Below are 26,484 nucleotides of genomic sequence, written 5' to 3'. Positions count from 1 at the left end.
CTCAAATCACCTTCGCTTCGTTGCGCAGCTTGTCGATCAGGGCTTCGACGTCGGCCACCTTGACGCCACCTTTGCGCGCCGGCGGCTCGGCGACCTTGACCACCGTCAGGCGCGGCGTGATGTCGATGCCGAGACCTTCCGGCGTCAGCGTGTCGAGCGGCTTCTTCTTGGCCTTCATGATGTTCGGCAGTTTCACGTAGCGCGGCTCGTTCAAGCGCAGATCCGCGGTCACCACCGCCGGCATCTTGAGCGACACGGTCTGGATGCCACCGTCGATTTCGCGCGCCACCTTCAGGCGCTCGCCTTCGATGGTGACCTTGGCGGCAAACGTGCCCTGCGACCAGCCGAGCAGCGCGGCCAGCATCTGGCCGGTCTGGTTGGAATCGTCATCGATGGCCTGCTTGCCGAGGATCACGAGGCCCGGGCTCTCCTGCTTGATGACGGCGGCCAGCAGCTTGGCGACGGCCAGCGGCTGGGTCTCGATTTCGGTTTCGACCAGGATGCCGCGATCGACGCCCATGGCCATGGCGGTACGCAGGGTTTCCTGGCACTGCTTGGGACCGACCGACACCGCGATGGTCTCGGTGGCGCCGCCGGCTTCCTGGATACGAATGGCTTCTTCGACGGCGATTTCGTCGAAGGGATTCATCGACATCTTGACGTTGGCCAGGTCGACGGCCGAACCGTCGGATTTCGGGCGGGCCTTGACGTTGTAATCGATGGCGCGTTTGACGGCCACAAGGATTTTCATGCGTTCCTCCTGCTCTGTCGGGGATACCCGCGCCTTGTGAGCGCGGGTCCGGGCGGCGGCAATCAAGTGCAGCCGGGCCTGCCACGCTGGCGGCGCCCTCGTTGGGCGAGACCATCCTGGCAGGCTTTGTACGTTGCTGGCTTTCGGCGTGATCACGCGCGACAGCCCTCATCGATCACGCTTTCGGGAAAGCGTGAAGCCCGCCGCCGGTGTTCGGGACGTGGGCCTCGTGCGCAAGCCGGTGACTTCGGTGTGCCAGTGGCGTCGACGACCGCGACCTTGGCGTCGCCCAGCGTCTGACCGCGCGGTACGGGTTCGAAAACGTGATCGGCCGGAATGTTACCAGCCCATGGGGGTGATCACAAAAGCTCGCGTGAGTGTTTCAGGACGCTCCAGCGCGGGGCCAGGCGCCGCGCGGCGCCCGCTGCGGCACGGAGCGGCGGCGCAACCCGATGCTATAGTTCCGCGCCCGCCCGCATGCCGGTCAAGTCAAGGAAACACCCATGAGCCTTTCATCCGACGCCCACAATGACCATCGCGCCAGCGCCGAAGCGCCCTTCGACTGGCAGGACCCCCTGCACCTCGGCGCCGCCTTGAGCGACGAGGAGCGCCTCACCAGTGAGGCGGCCCATGCCTTCTGCCAGGCCAACCTCATGCCACGGGTGCGCGACGCTCATCGCCACGAGCATTTCGATCGAGCGATCATGAGCGAGTTCGGCGAGCACGGATTCCTGGGCTCGACCCTGCCCGAGCAGTACGGCGGCGCGGGCCTCTCCTATGTCTGCTACGGCCTCATCGCGCGCGAAGTGGAGCGCGTCGACTCCGGCTACCGCTCGGCCATGAGCGTACAGTCGAGCCTGGTCATGCATCCCATCTACGCCTACGGCGACGAAGCGCAGCGCATGAAATACCTGCCCAAGCTCGCGCGCGGCGAGTTCGTCGGCTGCTTCGGCCTGACCGAGCCCGATCACGGCTCCGACCCCGGCGGCATGAAGAGCCGCGCGCACAAGGTGCCCGGCGGTTACAAGCTGACCGGCAACAAGATGTGGATCTCCAACGCGCCCATCGCCGACGTGTTCGTGGTGTGGGCCAAGACCGCTGATGACGGCGTCATCCGCGGCTTCATCCTCGAAGCCGGCATGCCCGGCCTGTCAGCGCCCAAGATCGAAGGCAAGTTCTCGCTGCGTGCCTCCATCACCGGCGAAATCGTCATGGACGAGGTGTTCGTGCCGGACGCCAACCTGCTGCCCAACGTCAAAGGCCTGCGCGGCCCGTTCGGCTGCCTGAACCGCGCCCGCTACGGCATCGCCTGGGGCGCGATGGGCGCCGCCGAGTTCTGCTGGCACGCGGCGCGCCAGTACACCCTCGACCGCAACCAGTTCGGACGCCCGCTGGCCGCCAACCAGCTCATCCAGAAAAAGCTCGCCGACATGCAGACCGAGATAGCGCTCGGCTACCAGGCCGCGCTCGCCGTCGGCCGCATGATCGACGCCGGCACCGGCGCGCCGGAAGCGATTTCCCTCATCAAGCGCAACAACTGCGGCAAGGCGCTCGACATCGCCCGCATGGCGCGCGACATGCACGGCGGCAACGGCGTCTCGGACGAGTACCACGTGATCCGTCACATGCTCAATCTCGAGGCGGTCAACACCTACGAAGGCACCCATGATGTGCATGCCCTGATCCTCGGCCGCGCACAGACCGGCATACAGGCATTCAGCGCCTGAAGCGCGCCCTCGCGCTGTTTGCGCGGGACAGTGCGTTGTGTTTGAATTCGCCAGTCCTGCCGGGGGCTTAGGCGCGTGCGAACCGGTTTTTCACCAGCGTGTGAAAAGCCGCATGCCGAGGGGTACATGGACCCGCACGAACCGCCAGCTTCCTTCGATGTTCATTCGCCCTGGCAGCGACAGGAGAGCGTCACGACGGTGAGCGCTGACAGCACAGCGCCTCGCGATGGACCGGTGACACAGGGGGAAACAGCCGCCAATGCACGCAATAAAGGCGGTCTATAACGACAAGGGTCATACATGAATATCTACGTGGGAAATCTTCCTTACAGCGTCAAGAGCGAGGAGTTGCGCGAAGCTTTCGAACCCTACGGCACGGTGACGTCGGCCGAAGTGATCTTCGACCGCCGCACCAAGCGCTCGCGTGGTTACGGGTTCGTGGAGATGTCGGATGACGAAGCCGGCCGCCGCGCCATCGCGGCCTTGAACGGCAGCGACTTCCAGGGCCGCGAGCTGCGTGTCGACGAATCGCAACCGCGCGATCAGAAAGCCGAGCGCAGCGAACGTGGCGGCGACAGCGATCGCGGAGAGCGGCGTCCGCGCCCGCAGCGCGACGCGCCGCGCGCCGACAAGGCGCCGGCCGCGGCGCCGCCGGCCGGCGGTGGCGGCGTGTTCGGCTTCGTCAAGAAGCTGTTCGGCTGAGCGTGCCAGGCGACAGCTCGCCACTCGTCGTCAACCTGCCCGATGCGGCCGAGCCGGCATGGCGCGCCTACTGCGCCATGCTGGCGAGCAAGGACGCCCACTTCGGCTTTCTCGCCGAACTCGACAAGAAAGTGAAAGACGGCGGTCAGCGCACGCTGGCCGAAGCCGCCCGTTTGCAACAGCTCCTCGCCGAACACAATGACTGCGTGAAGACCTTCGCGACGGTGGTGAAAACGCTCGCCGTCGAGCAACCGGCGGCCCATGCCGCGTTCGTCACGGCCCTGGCGAGCTTGAACCAGGCGATGGGCGCGGCGGTGAATTGAGGTGACGTGTGGTGCGCGAACGAATTCGCACCTGCTCAAGCGCGCCCTCACTTGTCAGACTGAAGTCTGACCCACAAAGATTCGTTGCCACGTGCTCAACCGTTTCCCTGGGGTCCCAGTCTTCACTCTTGCACACAGACTCTTCGCCTACCGACGGGCCGTTTCCCTGTGGGTCAGACTTCAGTCTGACTACCCTCGATGCATCGGATCGAGCGCATCGGGCCGGGTGACCCGCACCTGCCGCACCACGTGACCCGTCAAGTCGTCGAGCAATTCGTCGAAGCGCTCATCGAGTGCGCCGCTGCGGATGGCATGGGCCAGCGCCGTCAGGCCATCCGCGCCTGCCGCGTCGGGACCCAGGTAGCGCGCCAGCATCGCGCGCTCGTCGCTGTCGTCGGCGCCTTGGGCCACTTCGCGCCGCACGATGTCCAACAGGAACGCCGCGCACAGCGCGTGGTAGCGGTCACGGCCGGCGAGCTGCGGCGCAATCTCGCTGACGAACTCGCGCACCGTGACCAAGAGGTCGTCCAGGCTCGGTGGATCCTGGTGGCTCATGGCAATGCCCTCACGTGTAGTGCCCCTTGAGCGTCATCAGGAGCTCGTATTCAATCAATGCGATGTTGCGTCCGCAGGCGGCGAAGGCGGTCGAACGTCGCTCGCCACTCTGGTGGCCCCACACCTGCATGACGTTGTAATGGGCCCAGCGAATGAAGCCGAAGATCTCCCACCAGCGCACTTCATCGGCATCCACCGTACGACCGCTGGCCGCGGCATAGGCGGCGTAGAACGGCTCGCGCGGCCCAAAGCCGCCTACCGGCTTGTCGACCAGCCCGAAACGAAACGAGCGCAGGCACAGCCAGCCGAGATCCTCCATCGGTGCGCCGATGTGCGCGCATTCATAGTCCAGCACCGCACGTATGCCCTCCTCGTCCATCAGCATGTTGCCGGTACGGAAGTCACCGTGCAGCAAGCGTCGTGGCGCGGTCGGCGGGCGATTTCGTTGCAGCCAGCGCACTGCGAGCTCCAACACCGGTAACGACATGCCCCACCGTTCGATGCGCGTCATGGTTGCGGCTATCGGATCGATGCTGTCCGGCACATCCTCCAAAAAGGCTGCGGGCGCCGGGTCCAGCGCATGGAGGCGACCGAGGAATTCCCCGGCCTGGGCGCAGAAGCGCGCACGCGCGCGCTCGAATTGTGGCGAGTCGAGCAGGCGTCGGGGCAGGCTCTCGCCGTCCACGAAGGCCACCACGTAGGCACGTGCGAGGCTGTCATCGGCATCGAACTGGAATATCGGTTCAGGCACCGGCAGGCCTTCAGGGTACAAGAGTTCCAGCACGCGAAACTGGCGCGAAGGATCGAGGAACGGCGAGGTCTCGGGAACGACGGTCTCCTGGCGAAACACCAGGCGGCGCCGCGCCGCGCCCTCGACGAGATCGAACAGCACGGTGCGATTGGAGCCGCCGAGGGAGGTGAATTCGACCGCCTCGATGTCGGCCGCCGCGCCGAAGCGGCGCTTGACCGCCTGGCGCAGGCCGTCGGTGACGCTGGCGCGCAGCGCTTCGCCCGAGACCGGCTTGGCTTGCTTGTCACTCACGGCTCAGCCCTCCGGCGCGTCATCCCACAGCCGCGTCGCCGCGGAAAAATACTCGGGCTTGCCGGTCGTCCAGATCTCGCCCCAGTGCTGACCGCCGCCGTCGACTTCCAGGGTCACGCCATTGATGAAGCGACCGGCCGGGCCGCCGAGGAAGATGCAGGCCTCGGCGATTTCCCACGGCGAGCCGGCGCGCATCATGGGATTGGTCTTCGGGTAGCGCGCCCGCGTGGTTTCGGAATACACCGCCCAGCCTTCGGTCTCGATGGCGCCCGGCGCGATGCAGTTGACGCGGATGCCGTAGGGCGCCCACTCCACCGCCGCCTTGTTGGAAAACGCGATGACGCCGGCGCGCGCCGCCGAGGTGTGGGCGACGCCGTAGAGCCCCTGGTTCACCACCACGATGTTGACCACCGCGCCGCCCTTGCCCGACTCGCGCCAGTGTTGGGCGGCAACGTGCATCATGTGCCAGGTGCCGTTGAGATTGGTGTTGACCACCGCCTGCCAGCCTTTTTCGCTGTAGTCGATGGAGGCCTGCGGGAACTGCCCGCCGGCGCTGTTGACCAGCACGTCGACAACGCCGAAGCGCGCCTTGATGGCGGCGAAGGCGTCATCGACCGACTCGCGCACGCGGATGTCGACGACCTGCGAGTGCGCCTCGAAACCGGCGGCGCGGATGGCGTCGACCACCGTCGCGAGCTTGGCCTCGGTGCGGCCGGCGACGATCACGCGCGCGCCGAGCCGCGCCGCCAGCCAGGCGGTGGCGCGGCCCATGCCGCTGCCGGCGCCCGACACCAGCACGGTGTGGCCGGCGAGTATGCCGGCGGCGTAGACCGTCGGCCAGGTGGCGAGATCCTCGTTGCCGCGCGGAATGGAAACCGGCTCGTGCATCGCGCTTACTTCAGCAGTTCACGGCTGATGATCATCTTGCGCACCTCGGTGGTGCCGGCGCCGATCTCGAGCAGCTTGTTGCCGCGATACAGGCGGTTGACCTCCGATTCCCACATGTAGCCGAAACCGCCGTGCACCTGCACCGCTTCGTCGAGCACGCGGTTCAGCATGTTGGCGGTGTACATGATCGAAGCCGCGGTCTGGGCGTGGATCATGCCGCGGCCGCCACCGCCCACTTCGAGATCGTTGGCCTCGGCCAGCACCTTGAAGTTGAGCGCCTTCATGGCCTCCACCCACACGTACATGTCGGCAATCTTGGACTGGATCATCTGGAACTCGGCAATCGGCTTGCCGAACTGCTTTCTGTCCTTGGCGTACTGGATGGTGAGTTCCAAGGCGCGCTCGGCCATGCCGACGCAGATCGGCGAAATCACCGCGCGCTCGAGATCGAGACCGCTCATGACGATGGAAACGCCGTTGTTCTCCTTGCCCACCAGGTTCTCGGCCGGCACTTCGCAGTCGTCGAATACCAGCTCACCGGTCTGGCTGCCGCGGAAGCCCATCTTGATGAGTTTCTGCGCGACGCTGAAGCCCTTGAAGTCCTTCTCGACGATGAAGGCCGAGATGCCGTGCGCGCCCTTCTCCGGCGCGGTCTTGGCGTACACCAGCAGCACGTCGGCAATGGGGCCGTTGGTGATGTAGATCTTGCGGCCGTTCAAGATGTACTTGTCGCCGACCTTGCGCGCGGTGGTGGCCATCGAGCCCAGCGCGTCCGACCCGGCGCCGGGTTCGGTCAGGCCCAGTGCGCCGATCTTCTTGCCCGAGCACAGGCCCGGCACGTAGCGACGACGCTGATCCTCGTTGGCATTGCGGTAGATGTTGTTCAGGCACAGGTTCTCGTGGGCAATCCACGACAAGGCCAGCGCGTAGTTCCAGCGCCCGAAGGCCTGGCACACCAGGCCGCTGGTGAAGAAGTCCAGGCCCTGGCCGCCGTATTCCTCGGGCACCGTGAGGCCGAAGTAACCGGCGTCGCCGATCTGCGGGAACACGTGGTCAGGCCACCATTCTTCGTTGTCCATGCGCGCCGCGAGCGGGTAGAGCTCGTTCTTCGCGAACTTGTCGGCCTCGTCCATCATGCTGCGCTGATCGGGATTGAGGTCGAAGGGGTTGCTGGTGGTGGTCATGGCTGGAAATCTCCGTGAGTGGAACGCCGACGCGGCGCGCGCCGCGACGGTGGATGAACTGGCTGGCAATTATTCGTAATTCGGCGCGCGGCGTCACCACGCGCCGCCGCGGCATGGCGAAACCCCGGTCTATTTCTTGCGCGCGGCGAAGAACGCCTCCAGGGTCGCGAGGGTGGTCGGCGAGGCAGCGATCTCGGCTATCGACTGCGACTCGAGCTCGAGGTGTTGTTCGAGCGAATTCGACAGCGCCGAGCGCAGCAAACGCTTGGCCCGCTGCACCGAGCCCGACGGCGCATCGGCCAGCTGGCGCAGGAGTTTCTCGGTTTCGGCACCGAAATCGGCGTCATCCACCACCCGCGCGATGATGCCGAGGTCACAGGCCTGCTGCGCCGTCAGCGTGGGATTGGTGGCCATGATGTCGAAGGCGCGCTGCGCGCCGACCAGGCGCGGCAGGAACCAGCTGCCGCCGCCGTCCGGGGTCAGGCCCGAACGCGTGTAGGCGAGAGTGAACTTGGCCGAGCGCGTGGCGATGGTCATGTCGGCCATCATCGCCAGACTCATGCCGCCGCCGGCGGCGAGGCCGTTGATGGCACACACCACCGGCGCCGGCAGGCGGTTCAGCACCGTGATGCCGAGGTGGAAATAGGTCGCCATCTCGCGGATGTGCGGGCGCAGGTTGTCGCGCTCGCGCAGGAATTCGTTCAAGTCACCGCCGACCGAGAACTCACGGCCATTGGCCGTCAGCAGCACCGCGCGCACGTCGTCGCGCCCTTCACAGGCAATGGCGGCACGGGCGAACTCGCGGGTGAACTGCGCGCCGACCACGTTGTGGCGGGCGGCGTCATCGATGACGATGCGCGCGATGCCGTCGGCGACGCTGAATGCAATGACGTGGTCAGACATGCGGAACGATTCCTGGGTTGGGTGGATTTAGTCCTGGCGGTGCTCGGGCGCGAGATGCTGCGGGCGGCTGACGCGCACCTTGGCGACGGTATGGGCCAGCAATTGCTGCTCGAGCTCGTCCATGCGGCCGTCGAAGTCGCCGGCCGCGATACGCGCGGCAAGGCGCGCGGCGAGCGTATCGCGCGGCACCTCGCTGCCCACTTCGCACAAACGCCGCAGGCGTTCGTCATCGGCGGTTTCCAGCGGCCGCCATTCGTCGAGTTCGCGCAGCGCGATCTCCATGAGGTTCTGCGAACACAGCGCCTGGTAGCGGTCCATGCCCGACAGGCGCGGCATCACGCCGCGGATGAATTCGTGCACGGTGCGCAGGATCTCGGCGAGCTCAGGGGTGTCGTGGGCCATGATGAAGACTCAAGTGTAACGGCCCATGATGCCCATGAGCAGGTCGTATTCGATGTAGGCGGTGTTGCGGCCAAACAGCGCAAAGGCCGGCGCGCGGCGGCCGTTCACGTGCCCCCAGTACTGCATGATGTTGTACAGCGCCCAGCGCAGGTGCGCGAAGATCTCCCACCAGTGCAATGCCTCGCGGTCGATCTCGCGGCCACCGGCCGCCTGGTAGGCGGCAATCAGTTCTTCGCGCGTACCGAAGCCGCCGGCCTCCTTGTCCATCACGCCGAAACGCCAGCAGCGCGAGCAGAACCAGCCGAGTTCGTCCTCGGGCGCGGACAGCCGCGAGCATTCCCAGTCGAGCAAGGCCATGAGGCCCTGCTCGGGATGCACCAGCATGTTGCCGGTCCGGAAGTCGCCGTGCACGAACACCTTGGGCGTGGCCGCCGGCCGGCGCTGCTCGAGCCAGCGGAACGCGTATTCCAGCACCGGGTGCGGCTGGCCGTAGATCTCGTAGGCTTCGCGCTGCGCGCCCAAGGCATCGATGCTGTCCGGCACATCGTTCAGCATCGCCACCTCGGCGGTATCGATGGCATGGAGCCGCGCGAGCGCCGCGGCTGCCTGGCGGGTGAAGAGCGCACGTGCCGGTGCGAAAGCGGCATCGTGCAAGAGTTTCTTCGGCAGAGTCTCGCCGGCGACGAAGGCCACCACGTAACCGCGCCCGAGTTGGTCGGCCTCCTCCAACGCGAAGATCGGTGCCGGCACCGGCACGCCGTGGCGCACGCACACCTCGAGCAGCGGCCACTGCTTGGCCGGCGGCAGGAACGGCGAGTACTCGGTGGTATAGGTTTCCTGGCGCAGCACCAGGCGACGCCGCGCCGCGCCTTCGACGAGATCGAACAGCACCGTGCGGTTGATGCCGCCAACCGTCGCCTGGTCGATGTTGGCGATGTCGCTGCCCGCGCCGAAGCGACGCCGCACCGCCTCGCGCAAATTGTCGATGACGACCTGCATATCGTCGCTCACCGCGCTCTTGCTGCTCATGTCGGCCCCCGTGACTTACAGCGGATAGCCGACCGGCTGGCCGTCTTTCAGGTTCTCGATGTACTCGGTGACGCCTATGCCCGTGCGGTCGCCCCAGGTCCACATCGTCAGCCCCTCGGCGATGCGCGAGGCCAGCATCTCGTCGCCGACCTTGCGGCGGTTGCTGAGCGGCGCCATCTGGATGACTTCGCCCTGCAGCTGCACCGCGCGCCTGGCGGTGCGCACGCCGAGGCGCATGGCTTTCGGATCCTTGCGCTCGGTCCACTCGGTGTAGACGTCGAGGTCGGTGATGTCCTCGTACTCACCGTCGTATTGCAGCACACCGCAGCGCCGCGTGACGCCGTCGCGACCGGTGATCTTGAGCAGCATCAGGGCGCGATCGGGGCCGAAATTGGCGATGAACAGGCGATAGAAATGGATGTTGGTCCAGTAGCGCGGCCCCCAGGAGTGATCGCGCCAGCCAAAGCTGTCGAACGACACCACCTCGCCGCCGATGTCCATGCGCCCGACCGTGCGCATGTGCTGATTGAAATGGCCGAAAGAAAAATCGCGGCCGTACATGGTCTGCTGGTCGTCGCGGGTCGGCTCGCCGCCATGCATGGGCGACACCCCGGTGAGATCGAATTCAATCACGCCCTGGGTGCGCGGCGCCTCGGCGAACAGCCGCCGCGCGTCGCGCAGCAGGTTCGCATCGTCCAGCACCAGCAGGTCACCCTCGTAGCGCATGCTGACGTGGCGGAAGGGCTCATGCACGGTGTAGCGCAGGCCGCCGGCGTCGAAGGCGTTGTTGTGAGTGATCTCGGGGCGCTGGAACTGCACCGCCAGGCGTCCGTCCGGCAGGTACAGGCACACCTGCGCCTCGGCATAGCCTTCGTTGGCGCGATTACCGATGCGCATCCAGCCGCCGCAGCGCTGCACGGGATCGAAACCGTTGACGTAGACCGACTCGTTGAAATTGCTGTCGGCGGTCGGGGTGTGGTTGAACTCGTCGCTTTCGACGAGGCGAAATTCATCAGCTTGCATGGTGCGTATCCTTGGATTCGAGTGCCGACGCGCCTACAGCGGCCACGCCACCGGCACGCCATCGTTCAATCGTTCGACGTATTCGGTCATGCCATAGCCCTTGCGTCCGTCCCATTCGAACTCGGTGAAGGCTTCGGCGATGCGGGAATTCATCACTTCGTCGCCAATCTGGCGACGGTTGCTGAGCGGCGCGCAGTTCAGCACCCGGCCGTGGATGACGGCGCTGTGGTTGGCGCTGCGCGCGGTGAGAATGACGGCGGTGGGGTCCTTGTCGGCATCCCAGTCGGTGAAGACATCGAGATCGGTGATGGTTTCGTACTTGCCGTCGATGAACAACACGCCGGCGCGGCGCACCACGCCGTCCTGGTTGGCGATCTTGAGCAGGGTGAAGCCGCGATCGGCGCCGAAGCTCACGTAGAAGCCGCGGTCGAAAAGGATGTTCTGCCACAGGCGCGGCCCCCAGGAATGATCGCGCCAGCCGTAGCCGTCGAAATCGTAGTTGACGCCGCCGATGCGCAGCCGCGATGCCACCGCGGTGTGCTGGTTGAAGTGCCCGAGCGAGAAGTCGCGGCCGAACATGGTCTGCTGATCGGGCCGCGTCGGCGCGCCGCCGTAGATCGGCGAGACGCCGGTGTGACGCCATTCGAGCTCGCAGGGCACGCGCTCAGCACGTTCGAACATGAGCTTGGGCTTGCGCAGCCACGCGCGCTCGGCGACCAGCATCACCTCGCCCTGGTAACGCATCACCACGCACTCGTGGGCGCGCTCCACCTCGTAGCTCATGCCGCCGGCATCGAAGCGATCATTGTTCGTGATCTCGGGCCGCAGAAACTGCAGCGCCATGCGCCCGTCGGGCAGGAACAGGCACACCGCGAGTTCCGCGTAGCCTTCGTTGGCGCGATTGCCGAGGCGGATCCAGCCACCGAAACGCCGCGCGTGATCGAAGGCATTGGTGTAGACCGATTCGTTGAAATGCCGCTCGGCGCCAGGCGCATGGGTCAATTCATCGGCGGGAGTCAGGAGGTAGTCGGCCATCGGGAACACCGCTTCAGGGCTGGTCGAAAGCATAACGGGGGTCCGCCACCCTCACCCGTGCCTCTTCGAGGCCGAGTTCGCGACGGACGATGTTGGTGCCCAGCACCAGCGACACGCACTTGTAATGGGCAATGCGGCGCGACAGTCCTTCGCGCCCGAAGCCGCAATCGGCGGTGATGATGAGCCGTTCCGGCGGCACGTATTCCAGCGCGTGGCGGATGGTGGCCGCGACCTGCTCCGGCGATTCGACCGTGGTGCGCGTGTGATCGACCACGCCGATGCCAATCTTCTTGTCGGTCTTGTGGTGTTTGAGCAGCTCGATGTCGCGCGCCTGGTTGCTGCCGCCTTCGAGCATCAGCACGTCGCAATCCATGGCCAGGAAGTAAGGCAGGGGCCGCTCGTAGCTCGGCCGCTCCCAGTAGAAGCTCTGCTGGTTGGGATTGCCCCAGCAGGTATGCGCCCAGATCTCGGTGTTGACGCCCTTGACCTGGCGGTTGAAGGCCTCGGTGTAGAACTCGAGATCCTTGTCCGTGCACGGCGGCAAGGCATTGCAGTTGAAATGGTGCACGGGTTCTTCGATCTGGATGACCGGGCAGCCGGCGTCGGCCAGCTCGCGATATTCCTCGTTCAAGGCGATGGCGATGTCCATCACCATGTCGCGTTCGTTCTCGTAGTACTCGTTCCACAGCATCATGGGCAGGCAGGTGGCGCAGATCGAGCCGAACTTGACCGGCCTGTCGCTCATCTTCTGCGCGGTCTTCCAGATTGCCGAGAAATGCAGCGGCCCGCGCGTGATCTTGTCGGTGACCGCCGGCGGGTGCCAGGACTCCTGCACCTCGTAGAGGATGTGGCCGGGCTTCATGTCGCCGTAGTCGAGAAAGTGCGAACTGTCGCGAAAGCCGCTGATGCCATTCAGGCGTTCGAGGGTATAGAAGAACCAAGAGCGGCCGCCGACCTCGAGATCGAAGCGCGTGTCGCCGTCGACCAGGATGTCGAGCCCGGCCCGTTCCTGCTCGCTCAGGTAGCAGGCCACCGCGTCCAGGTATTGTTCGCGGTACATCGAGTCGCCCATCGCGACCTTGAACGGTCGCCCCTGGAGATTCTGGTTGAACCAGCTCGGCTTCGGAAACGAGCCCACCATCGCGGTCGGCAGCACCTTGTCTTTGGTCGCGACGAACATGGTCATTCTCCTCCCCAGGCATGACGTGGCAGGTATCGCGCAAGAGCGCGGTCGGGACGGAGTTCCGGGGCTGAATGCGCGAGCGGTCTAGGCTGATATTATGGTGCCATCACTGCCCTGCCAAGTGACGGGCCACGAGGCGCCCGTCCCTGCGGCCCATTCCGAGAGGACCCATCGATGGATTTCAAATTTTCCGACGAACAACTGGCCATCCGCGACGCCATCGCCAAGCTGTGCGCGGGCTTCGATGCCGACTACTGGTACCACTGCGACGAGCAGCACCGCTATCCCGAAGAGTTCGCCAAGGCGGTGTTGGAGGCGGGCTGGTTCGGCATCGCCATGCCGGAGGAATACGGCGGCAGTGGTTTAGGCATCACCGAAGCCGCCATCATGATGCAGACCGTGGCGGAATCGGGCGCCGGCATGAGCGGCGCGTCGGCCATCCACCTCAACATCTTCGGTCTCAACCCGGTGGTGGTGTTCGGCACCGAAGAGCAGAAGCGTCGCATGCTGCCGCCGCTGTTGCGCGGTGAAGAAACCGCCTGCTTCGGTGTCACCGAGCCCAATGCCGGTCTCGATACCACCAGTCTTGCGGTGCGCGCCGAGCGCAAGGGCGATGGTTATGTCATCCACGGCCAGAAGCACTGGACCTCGATGGCGCAGCGCGCCAACAAGGTGTTGCTGCTGGCGCGCACCACCGCGCGCAACGAGGTCAAGAAGAAGACCGACGGCCTGTCGCTGTTCTACACCACGCTCAACCGCGATTACGCCGAAGTGCGCGAGATCCCCAAGATGGGCCGCGCGGCGGTCGATTCCAACGCGGTGTTCTACGACGGTATGCCGGTGCCCAAGGAGGATCTCATCGGCGAGGAAGGCAAGGGCTTCTATTACATCCTGCACGGCTTGAATCCCGAGCGCGTGCTGCTGGCCGCCGAAGCGGTCGGGCTCGGTCGCTGCGCGCTCAACCGCGCGGTCGAATACGCCAAGCAGCGCGAAGTGTTCGGGCGTCCCATCGGCATGAACCAGGGCATCCAGCACCCGCTGGCGCGCAACTGGATGGAACTCGAAGCCGCCAACCTCATGGTGTTCGACGCCGCCTCGCGCTACGACGCCGGCGAGGAATGCGGCGCGCAGGCCAATGCCGCCAAGTACCTGGCCGCCGAAGCGGGATTCCGGGCCTGCGAAACCGCGGTGCTGACCCATGGCGGCATGGGCTATGCCAAGGAATACCACGTCGAGCGCTACTTCCGCGAAATGATGATCCCGCGCATCGCGCCGGTCAGTCGCGAAATGATCCTGAATTTCGTCGGCGAACGGGTGCTGGGCCTGCCGCGCAGCCCAGGGGAGAAACACGATGCGCTTCGGCTTTATGGAAGACTTCCGCAACCCGGTGAAGTGGCGCCGCCCGTTCCCGGACTTCTACGAGCAGATCTTGAAACAGATCAAACGCGGTGAGGAACTCGGCTACGACAACATCTGGCTGACCGAGCACCACTTCACCGACGACGGCTACAACCCCTCGCTGATGACCACCGCCGCGGCGGTCGCCATGCGCACGGCGACCATACGCATCGGCACCTTCATCATCATCCTGCCCTACCAGCACCCGCTGTTGATGGCTGAGGAAGTGGCCAACGTCGACATCCTGTCCAACGGCCGTTTCGATCTCGGCGTCGGCCAAGGCTATTCGCATTACGAATTCGACGCGCTGTGCATGAACCGCAGCGAGCGCGGCATGCGTACGCGCGAAAGCATCCGCATCATCGAGCGCTTGTTCACCGAGGACACGGTGAGCGTCGACGGCAAGTTCACCAAGCTCAAGGAAGCGCGCCTGTCACCGAAGCCGGTACAGCAGCCCCATCCGCCGATCTGGATCGGTGCACGCGGCCCCAAGGCCATCACCCGCGCCGCGGAGATGGGTTATCACCTGATGGCGACCTTGGGCCCCGATCCGGCGCCCTTGTACATGGAGACCCTCGCCAACAGCGGGCGCGATCCCAAGGCATTCAACATTGCGCAGCTGCGCATGGTGTATTGCGCCGAAAGCGAGGACCAGGCTTGGGAGGAATGCCAGGACCACCTGTGGCACATGCTGGAGTTCTACGCCGACATCCTGGCCGAGGCCAACGATGCGGAAGGTGACGATGCGCCGTTGCCGGTGACCAAACCGTCGGACATGCGGCACTCGGTGCTGGCCGAACATTTCATGGTCGGCACGCCGGCGCAGGTCACGGCCAAGATGGAGAAGTTCGTGAGCGAGTACCGCTGCACCGACTTCATCATGAATACCCAGTTCCCGGGCATCGACCCGGCCAAGGCCACCAAGTCGATGGAACTGTTCGCGAAAGAGGTGATGCCGAAGTTCCGCGCCGTCTGAGGCCGCGGAACTCCGGACCGTCGAGGCGGGCGCTCAGCCCGCCTTGGCGATGCCGTCCAAGAGGGCGGTATACAGACCTTCCAGCATCGGCACGATGTCCGCTTCCGGCGCGCCCTTGGCGGTCCAGTTGCTGGCCCACACCGCGTTGGTGCCGCCCTTGCCGTCATCGGCGAGCGTCACGCAGGCGAAATAATTCTCCACCGGCAGCGCGTTGTTGGCGACGATGGAATAGGCGAACACGCTGTTGTCGTGCGCCATCTCCAGACGCTCGGAAACCTTGCCGCCATCGGCAAGCTCGATGTGGCGCACCGAACCGATGCCGCTGCCGACGAGTTCGCAGGACTTCAGCGCACCGGGCAGGATCTTGGCGACGCCGCCGAAATCGGTCAGCGCGGCAAACACCTTGGCGCGCGGCATGGCCAGATTCTTTTCGACCTTTACGTTATAAGCCATCGGAAACCTCCATTGGGAATCATTGTTTCGAATTGATTGCCCGCACGAATCAGCGAGCGTCGCGGACGAGACGGACGTGCGAAAGCTTAGCCGCCGGGCCGGCGGGCGTCGATAGCGTGATCGGGCGGGTTGGCGTGAATTCGACGGCGTCTGCACGGGCGCGCACGGTGCATCGATTTCGGCGAATGTGCGATTGGAATCGCACCTGCGGGTATACTCCGGCCTCGCCACGACGCATCGGAACACCAGCATGAAATCCCTGGAAATCTTCCTCGAACGCACCCTGTTCGCCACCCGCTGGCTGCTGGCGCCGATGTTTCTCGGCCTGGCGGTGGCGCTGCTGGCGCTGGGCGTGAAGTTCTTCCAGGAACTCCTGCACATCTTCCTGCACATCATCGATATCCCGGAGGCGTCGCTGGTGTTGTCCATCCTGTCCCTGATCGACATGGCGCTGGTCGGCAGCCTGATCGTGATGGTGATGTTCAGCGGTTACGAGAACTTCGTATCGCGCCTCGACATCGACAACGGCTCACACAATATCGACTGGCTGGGCAAGCTCGATGCCAATACCTTGAAGCTCAAGGTCGCGGCATCGATAGTCGCGATATCCAGCATTCATCTGTTGGGCAAATTCATGGAGGCCGCCACCATCCCCAACGACAAGCTCCTGTGGTACACCATCATCCACATGGCTTTCGTGGTGTCGGCGTTGCTGCTGGGCCTGCTGGACAAGATGGTGTTCCAGGCGCATCGCGGCGGGCATTGAGGCGGGACCCGGCGATGGCGACGGTAGGTGCGAATTTATTCGCACATTGAAACAGCGCTGCGGTAGCGCATCGCAAGTCGTGTGCGAATTCGCACCTAAGTCTGACCATCAGGTTGGCCGTTTCACGCCCAGCGTCCTGTTCGAAAAGATGAAATCCCGCACGCGCGGCGCGATCTCGGTGCGCCAGCGTGAGCCATTGAACACGCCGTAGTGCCCGACGCCGGGCTGGATGTAGTCAACGCGCTTGGCGGTCGGGATGTTGATGCACAGATCGTGGGCGGCCTGGGTCTGGCCGATGCCGGAGATGTCGTCGTTCTCGCCTTCGACGGTCATCAGTGCGGTGCGCTTGATGGACTTCAGATCCACCCGTTGACCGTGGTGCTCGAGCAGCCCGTCCGGCAGGTGGTGTTCCTGGAATACCTTCTGGATGGTCTGCAGGTAATAGTCGGCTGACAGGTCCATCACCGCCAGGTACTCGTCGTAGAACTTGCGATGGGCACTCACCGAATCCCCGTCGCCGGCAACCAGGTTCTGGTAGAGATTCTTGTGCGCATCCAGGTGGCGGTCGAGATTCATGGTCATGAAGCCCGTCAACTGCAGGAAGCCCGGATAGACGCGACGCATGACGCCGGGGTTGGGAAATGGCACCGTCATGATGACGTTCTTCTTGAACCACGACAGCGGTTTGCTCTTGGCCAGCAGGTTGGGCTGGGTCGGGCTCTTACGCGTGTCGATGGGACTGCCCATGATGGTGACCGTGGCCGGTTGGCAGGCGTCGTCCGCCGCCGCCAGCAAGGCCGTCGCCGACAGTACCGCCGGGCCGGGCTGGCATACCGCCATGACGTGCAGGTCCGGCCCGAGCTGGCGCATGAAGCCCATCACGTAGTCGATGTAATCGTGCAGGTCGAAGTTGCCCTCGCCCATCGGCACTTCGCGCGCGTCCATCCAGTCGGTGATGTAGACGTCGAAGTCCTCCAGCAGCGCGCGCACCGTGCCGCGCAGCAGCGTGGCGTAATGCCCCGACACCGGCGCCACCACCAGCACCTTGGGCGCCTCGCGATAACGTTCCGGCAGCTGGCTGGTATCGCGTTTGAAATGCAGCAGGTGACAGAACGGCAGGCGCGCGACGATTTCCTCGCTGATGCCTATATGGCCGCCGTGACAGGACACCTCGCGGATGCCGAACTCGGGCTTGGCGTACTTGCGGGTCAGGCCGTCGAAGACCTCGAGCGCGGCGGACGCGGCCTTGGCCTGGTAGGTGTAGGAAATCGGGTTGGCGGGATTGTTCAGCATCACGCGGCCCATGCTGGCCGCGGCGCGCCAGGGTTTGACCGCGGCGTGGGTCCACTCGTAGAGGTGATAAAGCATCGAGGCCCCTCCTGGCGGGAGTCGATTGGCGAAGCATCGCGACGCGGCGCGCGGACTATCGCGATGCAGCATACGACAGCCCCCGGGCACTGCCAAGGCGAGCGGGACGAAGATTCACATTTGCCTGCGCGGGGCGCCGCGCTTGCCTTGACGTCGCGCGCCCGAGTCCCAATGCTATGGCCGTCGCCGCTCTTTATATCGGCCACGACCGCCATCTCCAGCAGCCACGAGGAGCCGCCATGCCGCTAGAACGACTCGATCACTACTTCGTCTACGCCTCGGACCTCGAAGTCTCCAAGCGCTTCTACAGCGAGGTGCTGGGCCTGACCAGCGGCCCGCGCCCGCAATTCGGCTTCCCCGGTTACTGGTTCTACCTCGAAGACCGCCCGGTGGTGCACATTGGCGACGACGGCTTCGAGGGCGGCTATGTCTACGAGAACGGCGAGCACGTGATCTCGGGGCCGACCGGGCCGGTCGACCACATCGCGTTCCGCGCCAGCGATCTCGATGACTTCATCGCGCGCTTCGAGCGCCTGGGCGTGTCGTTCCAGCGCCGCGAAGTGCCGGATTTCCGCTTGAGCCAGCTGTTCGTCAAGGACCCGGAAGGGCTGACCATCGAACTCAACTTCTTTCACGACTGACCGTCGTCGGCATGAAGGCGCTCGCGTCCCTGGTGTGGAGCGCCTTCGCGCTGCTGGCCTGCGTGCCGGCGCTGGCCGGCGATTTCGATCTCGACATCGACGAGCTCAATGAAATCGGTCCGCGGCCGGGCAGCGTCATCGACAGCGCCAGCCTGCCCCGCCACGCGGCGTTCATCGACCGGGACTTCGCACGCTTCATCGCCAGTGACAGCGTGAGCCTGGTGATCGGTGAGCCCATGTCCTTCATGCCGCCGGCCGCGTTCGTCACCGCCAGCGGCAAGTATCGCGACCAGACCCGACTCACCGACCAGCCCGGCGTGCTGGACGGTTTCGTGCAGGGCCGGCCGTTCAGCGGCGCGCCCGATCCCCACGACCCGGACGCCGGCAGCAAGGTCGCCTGGAACATGCGTTACGCCTATACCGGCGACAGCGGCAAGCTGCCCGAGATCGTGTGGCAGATGCGCGACTGGAAGGCCGCCAAGGTGCAGGCCGAAATGCTCTTCGAGGGGCGCAGCATGCGCTTCATGCATCGCCACCTGCTGGCGCCGGTGCCGGACATCGAGCGCAATCCCGAGGATGCCTACGGCGCGTTCTTCATGCGCGCGGTCGAGGCCGGCAGCTACGACGGCACCGAGGCGCTGGTGTTCGCCAATCGCGACGAATCGCGACCGCTGAACGGCTGGGTCTACATTCCGCAGCTCGGCCGCACCCAGACCCTGGCGGCGTTCTCCAACGAGGAGTCGATGTTCGGCAGCGACATCCTGCCGACCGATTTCCTGCTCTACTCGGGGCCCCTGCCGGCCATGCAATGGCGCTACCTCGGCACCACCTACATGCTGCTGCCGCTCTACCGCCACGACCAAATCGAGCCCTCGCCGCGCAAGGCGCGCCGCTTCGACTACTGGCATACCGACTTCAACGGCCATGCCGGCTGCTTTCCCAAGGTGAGCTGGCAACTGCGCCCGACCATCATCCTCGAGGGTCGCGCCAGCGATGCGACGGCGGCCGTCACGCGGCGCGTGTTCTACCTCGACGCCCAGACCTACGTGCCGGCGCTGTGGAAGATCTACCGTGGCAACGACCAGCTGTGGAAGTTCGTGATCAATGCCTACGCCCATGCCGAATCGCACCTGCCCGACAACCGCGCGAGCGGCGCGCCCATCCCCACCGCCTCCAGCACCATCGACATTGCCGCCAACCGTTGCACCACGCTGCAGCTGCTGACCCTGCTCAACGTGCCGGACGTCGGCCCCGCCGATTTCGAGGCCGGCAACATGCGGCACGGCGGCGGCGGCGACTTCCGGCGCCGCTGACCCCTCCCCCTTTGCGCGGATTGGCCTCCGCCGAGGCGCTGGCTATAGTCGACAGGCCAACGCAACCAGGGGAGCCCGCACCATGAAATTCAGCCTGCACGTGCAGACGCGCATCACCGACTGGCAAGTCATCAAGTATCTCGAAGACCTGGGCTACGACGCCGCCTGGGTGCCCGACACGCAGATGATGTGGTCGGACTGCTACGCCACCATGGCGCTGGCCGCCGCCAACACCTCGAAGATCCACATCGGCACCGGTGTCGCGATTGCCGGCACGCGCATCGCGCCGACCACCGCCGCCGCCATCGCGTCGATCAACGCCATCGCGCCGGGACGCATCTTCCTCGGCATCGGCACCGGCCACACCGCGATGCGCGTGATGGGCCAGGACCCGATCCCGATCGCGGAATTCCGCGACTACCTGCGCGTGGTGCGCGACATGCTGCAAGGCAAGGAGACGGCCTACACCTACCGCGACCGCACCACCGACATCGTGTGGCAGAACCACGGCACGGGCTTTCGCAACATCGAAACCCCGATTCCGATCTACGTGGCGGCCAATGGCCCGCGCGCGCTGCGCACCGCCGGCACCTATGGCGACGGCCTGGTGTCGATTTTCAACGAACAGCAGGACGTGCTCGACTACAACCTGAAGCACGTCAAGGAAGGCGGCGACAAGGCCGGGCGCGACCTGTCGAACTATCACACCGTGACCTTGACCAACGCCGTGATCCTCAAGGCCGGCCAGAAGCTGACGGATGAAGCGGTCATCGAGCGCGCCGGCTCGTGGGTGGTGGTGGCGTTGCATTTCGTCTACGAGATCTGGCGCTACACCAAGAACGACGAAGTGGTGCCGCAGTACATGAAGGGCATCTGGGAGGAGTACGTCGACCACGTTGAAAACTTCCCGGTGCCGCCGGAGAAACGCCACCAGCTGATCCACGAAGGGCACTGCAGCTTCTATGCGCCGGGCGAACGCAAGTTCGTCACGCCCGAGATGATCGACGGCACGTCGATGGTCGGCAGCCCCAGCGAAATCGCCGAGAAGATCCGTATCGCCGGCCAGCACGGCCTGAAGGAAGTCAGCCTGCTGCCTCCCTTGAAGAACATCCGCGAGATGGCCAAGGATTTCGCCGAGCAGGTGATGCCGCGCTGGGCGGGCCTGCTGAGGGAGCGTCCGTCGATGATTTGAATGCAGGCACATATCAGATGTGGCGCCACCCGTGCAACCTTCAGTCCGACAGCCGGCTGCGAATTCATTCGCGCCGGAAGCGCTAGGCGACGATGACGTGCTCTTTGGTGATGATGAAATCCAGCGGCACGGTCAGGAAGTTGTCTTCGTCGTCGCGCGTATCGGCATATTCGCGGGTGCGGGCCGATTCGCGCATGGCGTCGGTGTTGTCGAACCAGGTCAGCGCGAAGCCGTCCAGGGCCGGGTCGGCGCCGCGACCGTAGGCGGAGCTGCGCGTATGACTCTGCACGTAGCGCGTGACGGTTTTGATCGAGGCGCCCAAGGGGCCATGGATCACGCGCCAATGGCGCTGGAAATCGGCAAGCGGCATGCCGGCCTTCTTCTTCACGAACTCGACGTTCTTCACGCCGCCGGCCGGTATCGGCCCGTCCTTGATCACGTGCTCCTCGGTGTGGACCTGGATGAAGCGCGTCATGTCGACGAAATTCGGTTCGTCCGCCAACACGGCCGCGAGCTCGGTGCTGTCCTTCAGCTTGCGCAGCGCCTCGCTGTCCTCGAACCATAATTCGGCGATGCCGTCGGCCGCCGGCTGCGCCTTGCGATAACCCGACAACAAGGTGTGAGACTGCACGTAACGACGCAGCCCCGGCAGGCGACTGACGATGGGCGCATGCTTGTTCAACCAATAGGCCTGGAAGTCCTCGACACTCATGCCGGGCTTACGCTGCAACACCGAAACGATTTTGATCATGCGCATGAATCCTTGTTTCCTGGGGCGGCGTGCGCGTGTAGCTGCGCTTGAGGCCCCGCGGGCCGCGTGGCACCATGCCGCGCGCGGCGTGAGCATATCGCAATCCCTGGACCCTCGCCGCCAGCCAACTTCAACCAGGCGGTACCCATGGCCAACAGAGCGCTGCTGTTCCTATGTTTCGTGATGCTCGGCTGCGTGATGCAGGCGCCCGCCGCGGCGCCGGTCATGCTTGGCGGCTGGACCTGGGACGGCAAATCGAGCGCCGAGCCGGAGAAACTCATCAAGGGCAAGTTGCGCAAGCGCGGTGAGTCGATGCCGGTCATGCAAAGGGGCGGCGAGCGCAATACGCCCTACGACCTGGCGCAACTCGCCTACTGGGAAACGGTGCGCGAGCGCAAGGAAGACAAGCCCGCCAAGGCGCTGCGCCGTCTTGGCATCGCCTACCCGCTGGTCAAGGTCGAGCGCTTGGACATCGCCGACGAAGCCGGTGGTCTGCGCATCACCTACGACGTCAACCTGCCGCGCAGCATCCGCCCCAATCCCAATGGCAAGGTGTTCTCCGCCAAGGGCGACGAGCTGGTGCAGGACACCTTCGGCTACAACCTCTCCTACTGGGAAAACGACACCCTGGTGATCGAGACCGACGCCCCCGAGGGTGGCAGGGTCATCGAGAAGTTCACCGTGCGCGAGAACCCGCACCAGCTCGAATACGTGGTGCGGGTACAGATGCGCATGCTGCTCGAACCGCTGGAAGTGGTGCGCTTGTTCAACCCCACACCGTAACCGTCGCCAACTTCACTTCAGGGAGTTGGCCAGTTCATCGCGGAATTTCGGATGGGCGATGGCGATGAGTGCCTCGGCCCGCTCCCACAGACTCTTGCCGCGCAGTCGCGCGACGCCGTACTCCGTCACCACGTAGTCGATGCAATAGCGCGGCGTGGTTACCACGCTGCCGGGAGCGAGGGCCGCGACGATCTTGGAGCGCGCATCGTCGGCGGTGGTGGAAGGCAGCGCGATGATCGACACCCCGCCCTCGGACAAGGCCGCCGCCTCGATGTAATCGAGACTGCCGCCAACGCCGCTGATCTGGACAGGCCCAAGGGTCTCGCCATTACTCTGGCCCATGAGATCAATCTCCACCGATGAATTGATGGACACGAAGCGCGGCAGCGCCGCCAGGCCAAGCGGGTTGTGGGTGACATCCAGGCCGTTCATTTCCACCACCGCGTTGCCGTTGCAGTAGTCGTACAGGCGCGGATCGCCGGCCAGTTCGCCGTTCACCACGCGCGGTTGGTGCTTCACGCCCTCGAGGAAATCCACCAGGCTGCGCGTCAGCATGCCGGAATACAGGTTGACGTCCGCGATCTCGTTCAGGCGCTTCAAGACCCGGTCGGGCACCGCGCCGATGCCGAATTGCACCCACGCCCCGCGCGGCACGAGGCCGAGCACATGCTCGATGATCTTCTCGTCGCGCGGCTCGGGCTCGCCGGTATCGTACTGGGCGAGCGGATGGTCGGCTTCGAAGCCGTAGGTGATGCGCTCCAGCGGAATGCGCGAGTTGCCGCCGGTGACCGGCATGTGTGGGTTCATCTCGGCGATCACGGTCGCCGCCTGCGACACCAGATGCGGGTTCGGTCCGACCGACACGCCGAGGCTGACGGTGCCGTCGGCCTGCGGCAAGGAAGTCTGCACCACCACCACGTCGGGACGGATGGGGCCGTCCTTGCGCACCACGCGCGTGAGGTCGCTCAGGCGTATCGGTACGAAAGCGATCTTGCGCCGGTCGTTCTCCTTGAACAGCGGACGCAGGCGCGGCGCCGCCTGCCAGGTGAGATATCGAAAATTGGTGCCCAGCCCGCGCTCCAGGAATCCGTAGCCCCCCAAGGACAGCCCCGAGGCCACCGTCAATTGCTTGAAACGATCGACACCGGCGCTGAAGGCGCGATAGAACTCGCGCGGCTCGGCGCAGGCGCCGGGCAACATCAAGGTTGATGCATCGGGGATGGCGGCGACCGCCGCTTCGGGGGTGACGACTTTCATTTGGCTTCCAGTATCATCGCAGCAGGCCTCGACATGAGGCGCCGTGAGTGTAGCGCAAGCCCACCTGCTCACGAACCCACGCAGCATTCAACCAATCAATGAGGACTGACCCCATGCCCGGCCTGTTGCAAGACAAAGCCATCATCATCACCGGTGGCAGCACCGGCATCGGCCGCGCCACCGCGTTGCGCGCCGCCCAAGAGGGTGCGCGCCTGACCATCGCCGACGTCAACCTGAAGGACGGCGAAGCGGTGGTCGCGGAGATCAAGAACAACGGCGGCACCGCGCAGCTGGTCAAGACCGATGTCACGCAGTCCTCCGAAGTGCAGGCCATGATCGCGGCCACCGTCAGCGCCTATGGCCGTCTCGACGGCGCCTTCAACAATGCCGGCATCGAAGGTCATTTCACCAGCATCACCAAGATGACCGAGGACGAGTACGACCGCACCGTCAACGTCGATCTGAAAGGCGTATGGCTGTGCGTGAAATACCAGGTCGAACAGTTCCTGAAGCAGGGCAGCGGCGGCAGCATCGTCAGCACCGCCTCGGTGGCGGGCCTGGTCGGCACGCGCGGCGGCACCGCCTACTGCGCCGCCAAGCACGGCGTGGTCGGCATCACCAAGTGCGCGGCGCTCGAATATGCGCGCAAGGCCATCCGTGTGAACGCGGTATGCCCCGGCATCATCCAGACGCCGATGGTCGATCGCATGATGGCCGACACCGGCATGGTGCCGCAGCATCTCATCGACCAGGAACCGATAGGCCGCCTGGGGCAGCCGGGTGAAATCGGTGAAGCGGTGATCTGGCTGTTGTCGGACCTGTCGTCCTTCGTCACCGGCATCGCCATGCCGGTGGATGGCGGCTACGTCGCGCCCTGAGGCCATCGACATCGGCCGCCCCGACATGCGCGCCGTCACGGCACGCATGTCGGCGCCACCGGCCGCCTAGGCCAGCATCGCGCCGAGGCCCAGCACGTCACGCATGAAATAGACGACCACGCACACGACGGTCAGCCCGCCCCAGAACTGCAGCCAGCGCTGCTTGCCATAGAGGCCCATCCCCAACAGGATGATGCCGCACACCAGTGTGAACCACACCGTCAGCTCGACCACGTCGCCGGTGTTCTGCACCGGCGCCATGCTGCCGTCGGCAAGCATTCGATAACGCATCGGCGCGCCTCGGAGCTACTCGCCGCGACGCTTCTTTTCCAGGTCACGCAGCTCGCGCCGCATGATCTTGCCGGTGGTGGTCATCGGCATGCTGGTCACGAACTCGATCATGCGCGGCACTTCGTGCTTGGCGAGGCGCGAGCGCACGTCTTCACGCAGTTCCTCGGCCAGCTTGTCGGTGCCCTCGAAGCCCGGCTTCAAGATGATGAAGGCCTTGATGATCTCCGTACGCACCGGATCCGGCACGCCGATGGCGGCCGCCATCTGCACCGCCGGGTGCTTCAGGAGCGCGTCCTCGATTTCGCCGGGACCGATGCGGTAGCCGGAGCTGGTGATGACGTCGTCGCCGCGGCCGTGGAACCAGAAATAGCCGTCCTCGTCCTTGTGGCCGACGTCGCCGGTGATCAGCCAGTCGCCGATGAACTTGTCGCGCGTCGCCTCGGGCTTGTTGAGGTATTCGAGCAGCATGACCGGGTGCGGACGCTTGCAGGCGATGTGGCCCTCGACGCCGACCGGCACTTCGTTGCCGTTGTCGTCGATGATGGCGCATATGGTGCCCGGCGTGGACTTGCCGAGCGAACCCGGCTTGACCGGAAACACCTTGCCGTTGTTGCCGAGGATGACGTTGCACTCGGTCTGACCGAAGCCTTCGTTGACGCTGATCTTCAGCTCCTTCAGCGCCCACTCGTGCAGGCCCGCGCCGACCGACTCGCCGCCCGACAGCACCGCGCGCAGCTTCAGGTTGTAGCGGCTGAGCGGGTTCTCGACGGTGCGCATGAGCTTCAGCATGGTCGGCGTCAGCAACGCCAGGGTCACGCCGTGCTGGTCGAGGATGCGATAGGCTTCTTCGGGCTCGAAGCCCTTCATGGCGGTGGCGATGACCTTACAGCCATGGAACCAGCCCGGCATGATGACGTCCATCAGGCCCGCCATCCACGCCCAGTCGGCCGGCGACCACAGGCAGTCGCCGGTCTGCGGGAAGAAGTCGTAGATGAATTCCAGGCTCGGCATGTGGCCGAGCATCATGCGATGCGGCTGCACCGAGCCCTTGGGCATACCGGTGGTGCCGGAGGTATAGCTGATCCAGGCGATGTCGTCGGCGCGGGTCTTGACGTTGGTGAACTTGTCGCTGGCGCCCTCGATGGCTTTCCAGAAGTTCTGCGAACCTTCCGGTTCGCCGTCGATCACCAGCACGCGCTCGAGCTTGGGTGCGTCCTTGCGCAGCGCCGCGACCTTGGGAAAGTTGGCGCTGTCGGTGATCAGCACCTTGGCGCCGCTGTCGTTCAGGCGATAGGTGATGGCGTCGCCGCCGAACAGCACCGAGCACGGTCCCGACACCATGCCGCCCTTCCAGCACGCCACGTGGCTGATTGCGCATTCCGGATCCTGCGCCAGCAGCAAGGTCACGCGGTCGCCGCGCTTCAAGCCCCAGCTGGCGAGGGTGTTGGCGAGCTGGTTGGCGTACTTGCGCACGTCGGCGAAGGTATAGGTGTGAGCTTTCTTCTGCGCGTCTTCATAGACCAGCGCCACGCGACCGGCATCGTCAGCCCAGCGGTCACACACATCGTCGGCGATGTTGTAGAACTCCGGAATGTTCCACTTGAAGTTGCCGTAGACCTCTTCGTAGGTCGTGCCGCGTTTGAGTAGATTCGTCATTGACTCCCCCGATT

The 26,484-nt window shown here is 65.0% G+C and carries 28 protein-coding genes; 11 read left to right on the top strand and 17 right to left on the bottom strand.

What is annotated here, in order from left to right; translation table 11 throughout:
* Window position 1 precedes the first annotated feature (1 nt).
* A complete protein-coding gene (locus IPM80_01605) occupies window positions 2–751 on the bottom strand; it encodes an electron transfer flavoprotein subunit beta/FixA family protein (GenBank protein MBK8957140.1) in 750 nt (249 codons plus the stop codon).
* A 503-nt stretch (window positions 752–1,254) separates the two neighbouring features.
* On the opposite strand from IPM80_01605, the gene IPM80_01600 reads away from it, so the two are divergent.
* From IPM80_01600 to IPM80_01590, 3 genes are all read left to right on the top strand, one after another.
* The gene (locus IPM80_01600) at window positions 1,255–2,478 is read left to right on the top strand and encodes an acyl-CoA dehydrogenase (protein MBK8957139.1); all 1,224 of its coding nucleotides are present in this window, start codon (window positions 1,255–1,257) and stop codon (window positions 2,476–2,478) included.
* Window positions 2,479–2,778: 300 nt separating this feature from the next.
* Entirely contained in the window at window positions 2,779–3,180 is a 402-nt protein-coding gene (locus IPM80_01595; GenBank protein ID MBK8957138.1) for an RNA-binding protein, read from the top strand.
* Window positions 3,181–3,182: 2 nt separating this feature from the next.
* The gene (locus IPM80_01590) at window positions 3,183–3,503 is read left to right on the top strand and encodes a hypothetical protein (protein ID MBK8957137.1); all 321 of its coding nucleotides are present in this window, start codon (window positions 3,183–3,185) and stop codon (window positions 3,501–3,503) included.
* Between the two features lie 189 nt (window positions 3,504–3,692).
* Here IPM80_01590 and IPM80_01585 read toward each other — a convergent pair whose 3' ends face one another.
* The 10 genes from IPM80_01585 to IPM80_01540 form a co-directional block, all read right to left on the bottom strand.
* The gene (locus IPM80_01585; protein ID MBK8957136.1) at window positions 3,693–4,058 is read right to left on the bottom strand and encodes a hypothetical protein; all 366 of its coding nucleotides are present in this window, start codon (window positions 4,056–4,058) and stop codon (window positions 3,693–3,695) included.
* A 10-nt stretch (window positions 4,059–4,068) separates the two neighbouring features.
* Window positions 4,069–5,037: a phosphotransferase family protein gene (locus tag IPM80_01580; GenBank protein MBK8957135.1), complete on the bottom strand. Its 969-nt coding sequence runs from the start codon at window positions 5,035–5,037 to the stop codon at window positions 4,069–4,071.
* Between the two features lie 66 nt (window positions 5,038–5,103).
* A complete protein-coding gene (locus IPM80_01575) occupies window positions 5,104–5,988 on the bottom strand; it encodes an SDR family oxidoreductase (GenBank protein ID MBK8957134.1) in 885 nt (294 codons plus the stop codon).
* Between the two features lie 5 nt (window positions 5,989–5,993).
* Window positions 5,994–7,172, bottom strand: coding sequence for an acyl-CoA dehydrogenase family protein (locus IPM80_01570; protein ID MBK8957133.1), 1,179 nt, complete (start codon window positions 7,170–7,172; stop codon window positions 5,994–5,996).
* A gap of 129 nt (window positions 7,173–7,301) precedes the next feature.
* Window positions 7,302–8,075 (bottom strand): enoyl-CoA hydratase/isomerase family protein, encoded by a 774-nt coding sequence (locus tag IPM80_01565; protein ID MBK8957132.1) that lies wholly within the window; start codon window positions 8,073–8,075, stop codon window positions 7,302–7,304.
* Window positions 8,076–8,102: 27 nt separating this feature from the next.
* Window positions 8,103–8,477, bottom strand: coding sequence for a hypothetical protein (locus IPM80_01560; protein MBK8957131.1), 375 nt, complete (start codon window positions 8,475–8,477; stop codon window positions 8,103–8,105).
* 9 nt (window positions 8,478–8,486) lie between these two features.
* Complete coding sequence (locus IPM80_01555; protein MBK8957130.1) at window positions 8,487–9,443, bottom strand: phosphotransferase family protein; 957 nt, start codon at window positions 9,441–9,443, stop codon at window positions 8,487–8,489.
* 78 nt (window positions 9,444–9,521) lie between these two features.
* Window positions 9,522–10,529 (bottom strand): hypothetical protein, encoded by a 1,008-nt coding sequence (locus IPM80_01550; GenBank protein ID MBK8957129.1) that lies wholly within the window; start codon window positions 10,527–10,529, stop codon window positions 9,522–9,524.
* Between the two features lie 33 nt (window positions 10,530–10,562).
* Window positions 10,563–11,564 carry a hypothetical protein gene (locus IPM80_01545; protein MBK8957128.1) on the bottom strand — a complete coding sequence of 334 codons (1,002 nt, stop codon included), beginning with the start codon at window positions 11,562–11,564 and terminating at the stop codon, window positions 10,563–10,565.
* A 13-nt stretch (window positions 11,565–11,577) separates the two neighbouring features.
* Window positions 11,578–12,744 carry a cobalamin-independent methionine synthase II family protein gene (locus tag IPM80_01540; protein ID MBK8957127.1) on the bottom strand — a complete coding sequence of 389 codons (1,167 nt, stop codon included), beginning with the start codon at window positions 12,742–12,744 and terminating at the stop codon, window positions 11,578–11,580.
* 177 nt (window positions 12,745–12,921) lie between these two features.
* Between IPM80_01540 and IPM80_01535 the strand changes: the two genes are divergently transcribed.
* Both IPM80_01535 and IPM80_01530 read left to right on the top strand, forming a co-directional pair.
* Window positions 12,922–14,199, top strand: coding sequence for an acyl-CoA/acyl-ACP dehydrogenase (locus IPM80_01535; protein ID MBK8957126.1), 1,278 nt, complete (start codon window positions 12,922–12,924; stop codon window positions 14,197–14,199).
* The gene (locus tag IPM80_01530; protein ID MBK8957125.1) at window positions 14,099–15,121 is read left to right on the top strand and encodes an LLM class flavin-dependent oxidoreductase; all 1,023 of its coding nucleotides are present in this window, start codon (window positions 14,099–14,101) and stop codon (window positions 15,119–15,121) included. The genes IPM80_01535 and IPM80_01530 overlap by 101 nt, the downstream gene beginning before the upstream one ends.
* Window positions 15,122–15,154: 33 nt before the next feature.
* On the opposite strand, the gene IPM80_01525 is transcribed toward IPM80_01530, so the two are convergent.
* Window positions 15,155–15,574 (bottom strand): SRPBCC family protein, encoded by a 420-nt coding sequence (locus tag IPM80_01525; GenBank protein MBK8957124.1) that lies wholly within the window; start codon window positions 15,572–15,574, stop codon window positions 15,155–15,157.
* A 259-nt stretch (window positions 15,575–15,833) separates the two neighbouring features.
* On the opposite strand from IPM80_01525, the gene IPM80_01520 reads away from it, so the two are divergent.
* Window positions 15,834–16,340 carry a TIGR00645 family protein gene (locus tag IPM80_01520; protein MBK8957123.1) on the top strand — a complete coding sequence of 169 codons (507 nt, stop codon included), beginning with the start codon at window positions 15,834–15,836 and terminating at the stop codon, window positions 16,338–16,340.
* Window positions 16,341–16,448: 108 nt separating this feature from the next.
* Here the strand turns inward: IPM80_01520 and IPM80_01515 are convergent, their stop codons facing one another.
* A complete protein-coding gene (locus IPM80_01515) occupies window positions 16,449–17,708 on the bottom strand; it encodes a polyhydroxyalkanoate depolymerase (GenBank protein MBK8957122.1) in 1,260 nt (419 codons plus the stop codon).
* A 239-nt stretch (window positions 17,709–17,947) separates the two neighbouring features.
* Between IPM80_01515 and IPM80_01510 the strand changes: the two genes are divergently transcribed.
* The 3 genes from IPM80_01510 (at window position 17,948) to IPM80_01500 (ending at window position 20,854) form a co-directional block, all read left to right on the top strand.
* A complete protein-coding gene (locus tag IPM80_01510) occupies window positions 17,948–18,349 on the top strand; it encodes a VOC family protein (GenBank protein MBK8957121.1) in 402 nt (133 codons plus the stop codon).
* An 11-nt stretch (window positions 18,350–18,360) separates the two neighbouring features.
* The gene (locus IPM80_01505) at window positions 18,361–19,662 is read left to right on the top strand and encodes a DUF1329 domain-containing protein (protein MBK8957120.1); all 1,302 of its coding nucleotides are present in this window, start codon (window positions 18,361–18,363) and stop codon (window positions 19,660–19,662) included.
* A gap of 82 nt (window positions 19,663–19,744) precedes the next feature.
* Window positions 19,745–20,854: an LLM class flavin-dependent oxidoreductase gene (locus tag IPM80_01500; GenBank protein MBK8957119.1), complete on the top strand. Its 1,110-nt coding sequence runs from the start codon at window positions 19,745–19,747 to the stop codon at window positions 20,852–20,854.
* Between the two features lie 82 nt (window positions 20,855–20,936).
* On the opposite strand, the gene IPM80_01495 is transcribed toward IPM80_01500, so the two are convergent.
* Window positions 20,937–21,605 carry an EthD family reductase gene (locus tag IPM80_01495; GenBank protein ID MBK8957118.1) on the bottom strand — a complete coding sequence of 223 codons (669 nt, stop codon included), beginning with the start codon at window positions 21,603–21,605 and terminating at the stop codon, window positions 20,937–20,939.
* A gap of 147 nt (window positions 21,606–21,752) precedes the next feature.
* Between IPM80_01495 and IPM80_01490 the strand changes: the two genes are divergently transcribed.
* Entirely contained in the window at window positions 21,753–22,388 is a 636-nt protein-coding gene (locus tag IPM80_01490; protein MBK8957117.1) for a hypothetical protein, read from the top strand.
* 12 nt (window positions 22,389–22,400) lie between these two features.
* On the opposite strand, the gene IPM80_01485 is transcribed toward IPM80_01490, so the two are convergent.
* Window positions 22,401–23,645 carry a hypothetical protein gene (locus IPM80_01485; GenBank protein MBK8957116.1) on the bottom strand — a complete coding sequence of 415 codons (1,245 nt, stop codon included), beginning with the start codon at window positions 23,643–23,645 and terminating at the stop codon, window positions 22,401–22,403.
* A 113-nt stretch (window positions 23,646–23,758) separates the two neighbouring features.
* Between IPM80_01485 and IPM80_01480 the strand changes: the two genes are divergently transcribed.
* The gene (locus IPM80_01480) at window positions 23,759–24,523 is read left to right on the top strand and encodes a glucose 1-dehydrogenase (GenBank protein MBK8957115.1); all 765 of its coding nucleotides are present in this window, start codon (window positions 23,759–23,761) and stop codon (window positions 24,521–24,523) included.
* 66 nt (window positions 24,524–24,589) lie between these two features.
* On the opposite strand, the gene IPM80_01475 is transcribed toward IPM80_01480, so the two are convergent.
* The gene (locus IPM80_01475) at window positions 24,590–24,814 is read right to left on the bottom strand and encodes a hypothetical protein (protein ID MBK8957114.1); all 225 of its coding nucleotides are present in this window, start codon (window positions 24,812–24,814) and stop codon (window positions 24,590–24,592) included.
* Window positions 24,815–24,829: 15 nt separating this feature from the next.
* Window positions 24,830–26,470, bottom strand: a complete 1,641-nt coding sequence (locus IPM80_01470) for an AMP-binding protein (GenBank protein ID MBK8957113.1) — start codon at window positions 26,468–26,470, stop codon at window positions 24,830–24,832.
* Window positions 26,471–26,484: the final 14 nt, after the last annotated feature.

The sequence above is a fragment of the Pseudomonadota bacterium genome (assembly GCA_016719885.1).
Classification (GTDB): domain Bacteria; phylum Pseudomonadota; class Gammaproteobacteria.
The sequence above is the reverse complement of the archived record's forward strand: the minus strand, read 5'-3'. Positions and strand labels throughout refer to the sequence as shown.

What these genes read in the sequence shown, in the direction of transcription:
- IPM80_01515 (MBK8957122.1), bottom strand. Translation starts at nt 17,708, where the DNA reads ATGCTTTATCACCTCTACGAGTGGACCCACGCCGCGGTCAAACCCTGG.
- IPM80_01470 (MBK8957113.1), bottom strand. Translation starts at nt 26,470, where the DNA reads ATGACGAATCTACTCAAACGCGGCACGACCTACGAAGAGGTCTACGGC.
- IPM80_01505 (MBK8957120.1), top strand. Translation starts at nt 18,361, where the DNA reads ATGAAGGCGCTCGCGTCCCTGGTGTGGAGCGCCTTCGCGCTGCTGGCC.
- IPM80_01560 (MBK8957131.1), bottom strand. Translation starts at nt 8,477, where the DNA reads ATGGCCCACGACACCCCTGAGCTCGCCGAGATCCTGCGCACCGTGCAC.
- IPM80_01510 (MBK8957121.1), top strand. Translation starts at nt 17,948, where the DNA reads ATGCCGCTAGAACGACTCGATCACTACTTCGTCTACGCCTCGGACCTC.
- IPM80_01570 (MBK8957133.1), bottom strand. Translation starts at nt 7,172, where the DNA reads ATGACCACCACCAGCAACCCCTTCGACCTCAATCCCGATCAGCGCAGC.
- IPM80_01535 (MBK8957126.1), top strand. Translation starts at nt 12,922, where the DNA reads ATGGATTTCAAATTTTCCGACGAACAACTGGCCATCCGCGACGCCATC.
- IPM80_01565 (MBK8957132.1), bottom strand. Translation starts at nt 8,075, where the DNA reads ATGTCTGACCACGTCATTGCATTCAGCGTCGCCGACGGCATCGCGCGC.
- IPM80_01600 (MBK8957139.1), top strand. Translation starts at nt 1,255, where the DNA reads ATGAGCCTTTCATCCGACGCCCACAATGACCATCGCGCCAGCGCCGAA.
- IPM80_01495 (MBK8957118.1), bottom strand. Translation starts at nt 21,605, where the DNA reads ATGATCAAAATCGTTTCGGTGTTGCAGCGTAAGCCCGGCATGAGTGTC.
- IPM80_01595 (MBK8957138.1), top strand. Translation starts at nt 2,779, where the DNA reads ATGAATATCTACGTGGGAAATCTTCCTTACAGCGTCAAGAGCGAGGAG.
- IPM80_01525 (MBK8957124.1), bottom strand. Translation starts at nt 15,574, where the DNA reads ATGGCTTATAACGTAAAGGTCGAAAAGAATCTGGCCATGCCGCGCGCC.
- IPM80_01530 (MBK8957125.1), top strand. Translation starts at nt 14,099, where the DNA reads ATGCGCTTCGGCTTTATGGAAGACTTCCGCAACCCGGTGAAGTGGCGC.
- IPM80_01490 (MBK8957117.1), top strand. Translation starts at nt 21,753, where the DNA reads ATGGCCAACAGAGCGCTGCTGTTCCTATGTTTCGTGATGCTCGGCTGC.
- IPM80_01500 (MBK8957119.1), top strand. Translation starts at nt 19,745, where the DNA reads ATGAAATTCAGCCTGCACGTGCAGACGCGCATCACCGACTGGCAAGTC.
- IPM80_01475 (MBK8957114.1), bottom strand. Translation starts at nt 24,814, where the DNA reads ATGCGTTATCGAATGCTTGCCGACGGCAGCATGGCGCCGGTGCAGAAC.
- IPM80_01550 (MBK8957129.1), bottom strand. Translation starts at nt 10,529, where the DNA reads ATGCAAGCTGATGAATTTCGCCTCGTCGAAAGCGACGAGTTCAACCAC.
- IPM80_01585 (MBK8957136.1), bottom strand. Translation starts at nt 4,058, where the DNA reads ATGAGCCACCAGGATCCACCGAGCCTGGACGACCTCTTGGTCACGGTG.
- IPM80_01540 (MBK8957127.1), bottom strand. Translation starts at nt 12,744, where the DNA reads ATGTTCGTCGCGACCAAAGACAAGGTGCTGCCGACCGCGATGGTGGGC.
- IPM80_01605 (MBK8957140.1), bottom strand. Translation starts at nt 751, where the DNA reads ATGAAAATCCTTGTGGCCGTCAAACGCGCCATCGATTACAACGTCAAG.
- IPM80_01480 (MBK8957115.1), top strand. Translation starts at nt 23,759, where the DNA reads ATGCCCGGCCTGTTGCAAGACAAAGCCATCATCATCACCGGTGGCAGC.
- IPM80_01545 (MBK8957128.1), bottom strand. Translation starts at nt 11,564, where the DNA reads ATGGCCGACTACCTCCTGACTCCCGCCGATGAATTGACCCATGCGCCT.
- IPM80_01485 (MBK8957116.1), bottom strand. Translation starts at nt 23,645, where the DNA reads ATGAAAGTCGTCACCCCCGAAGCGGCGGTCGCCGCCATCCCCGATGCA.
- IPM80_01575 (MBK8957134.1), bottom strand. Translation starts at nt 5,988, where the DNA reads ATGCACGAGCCGGTTTCCATTCCGCGCGGCAACGAGGATCTCGCCACC.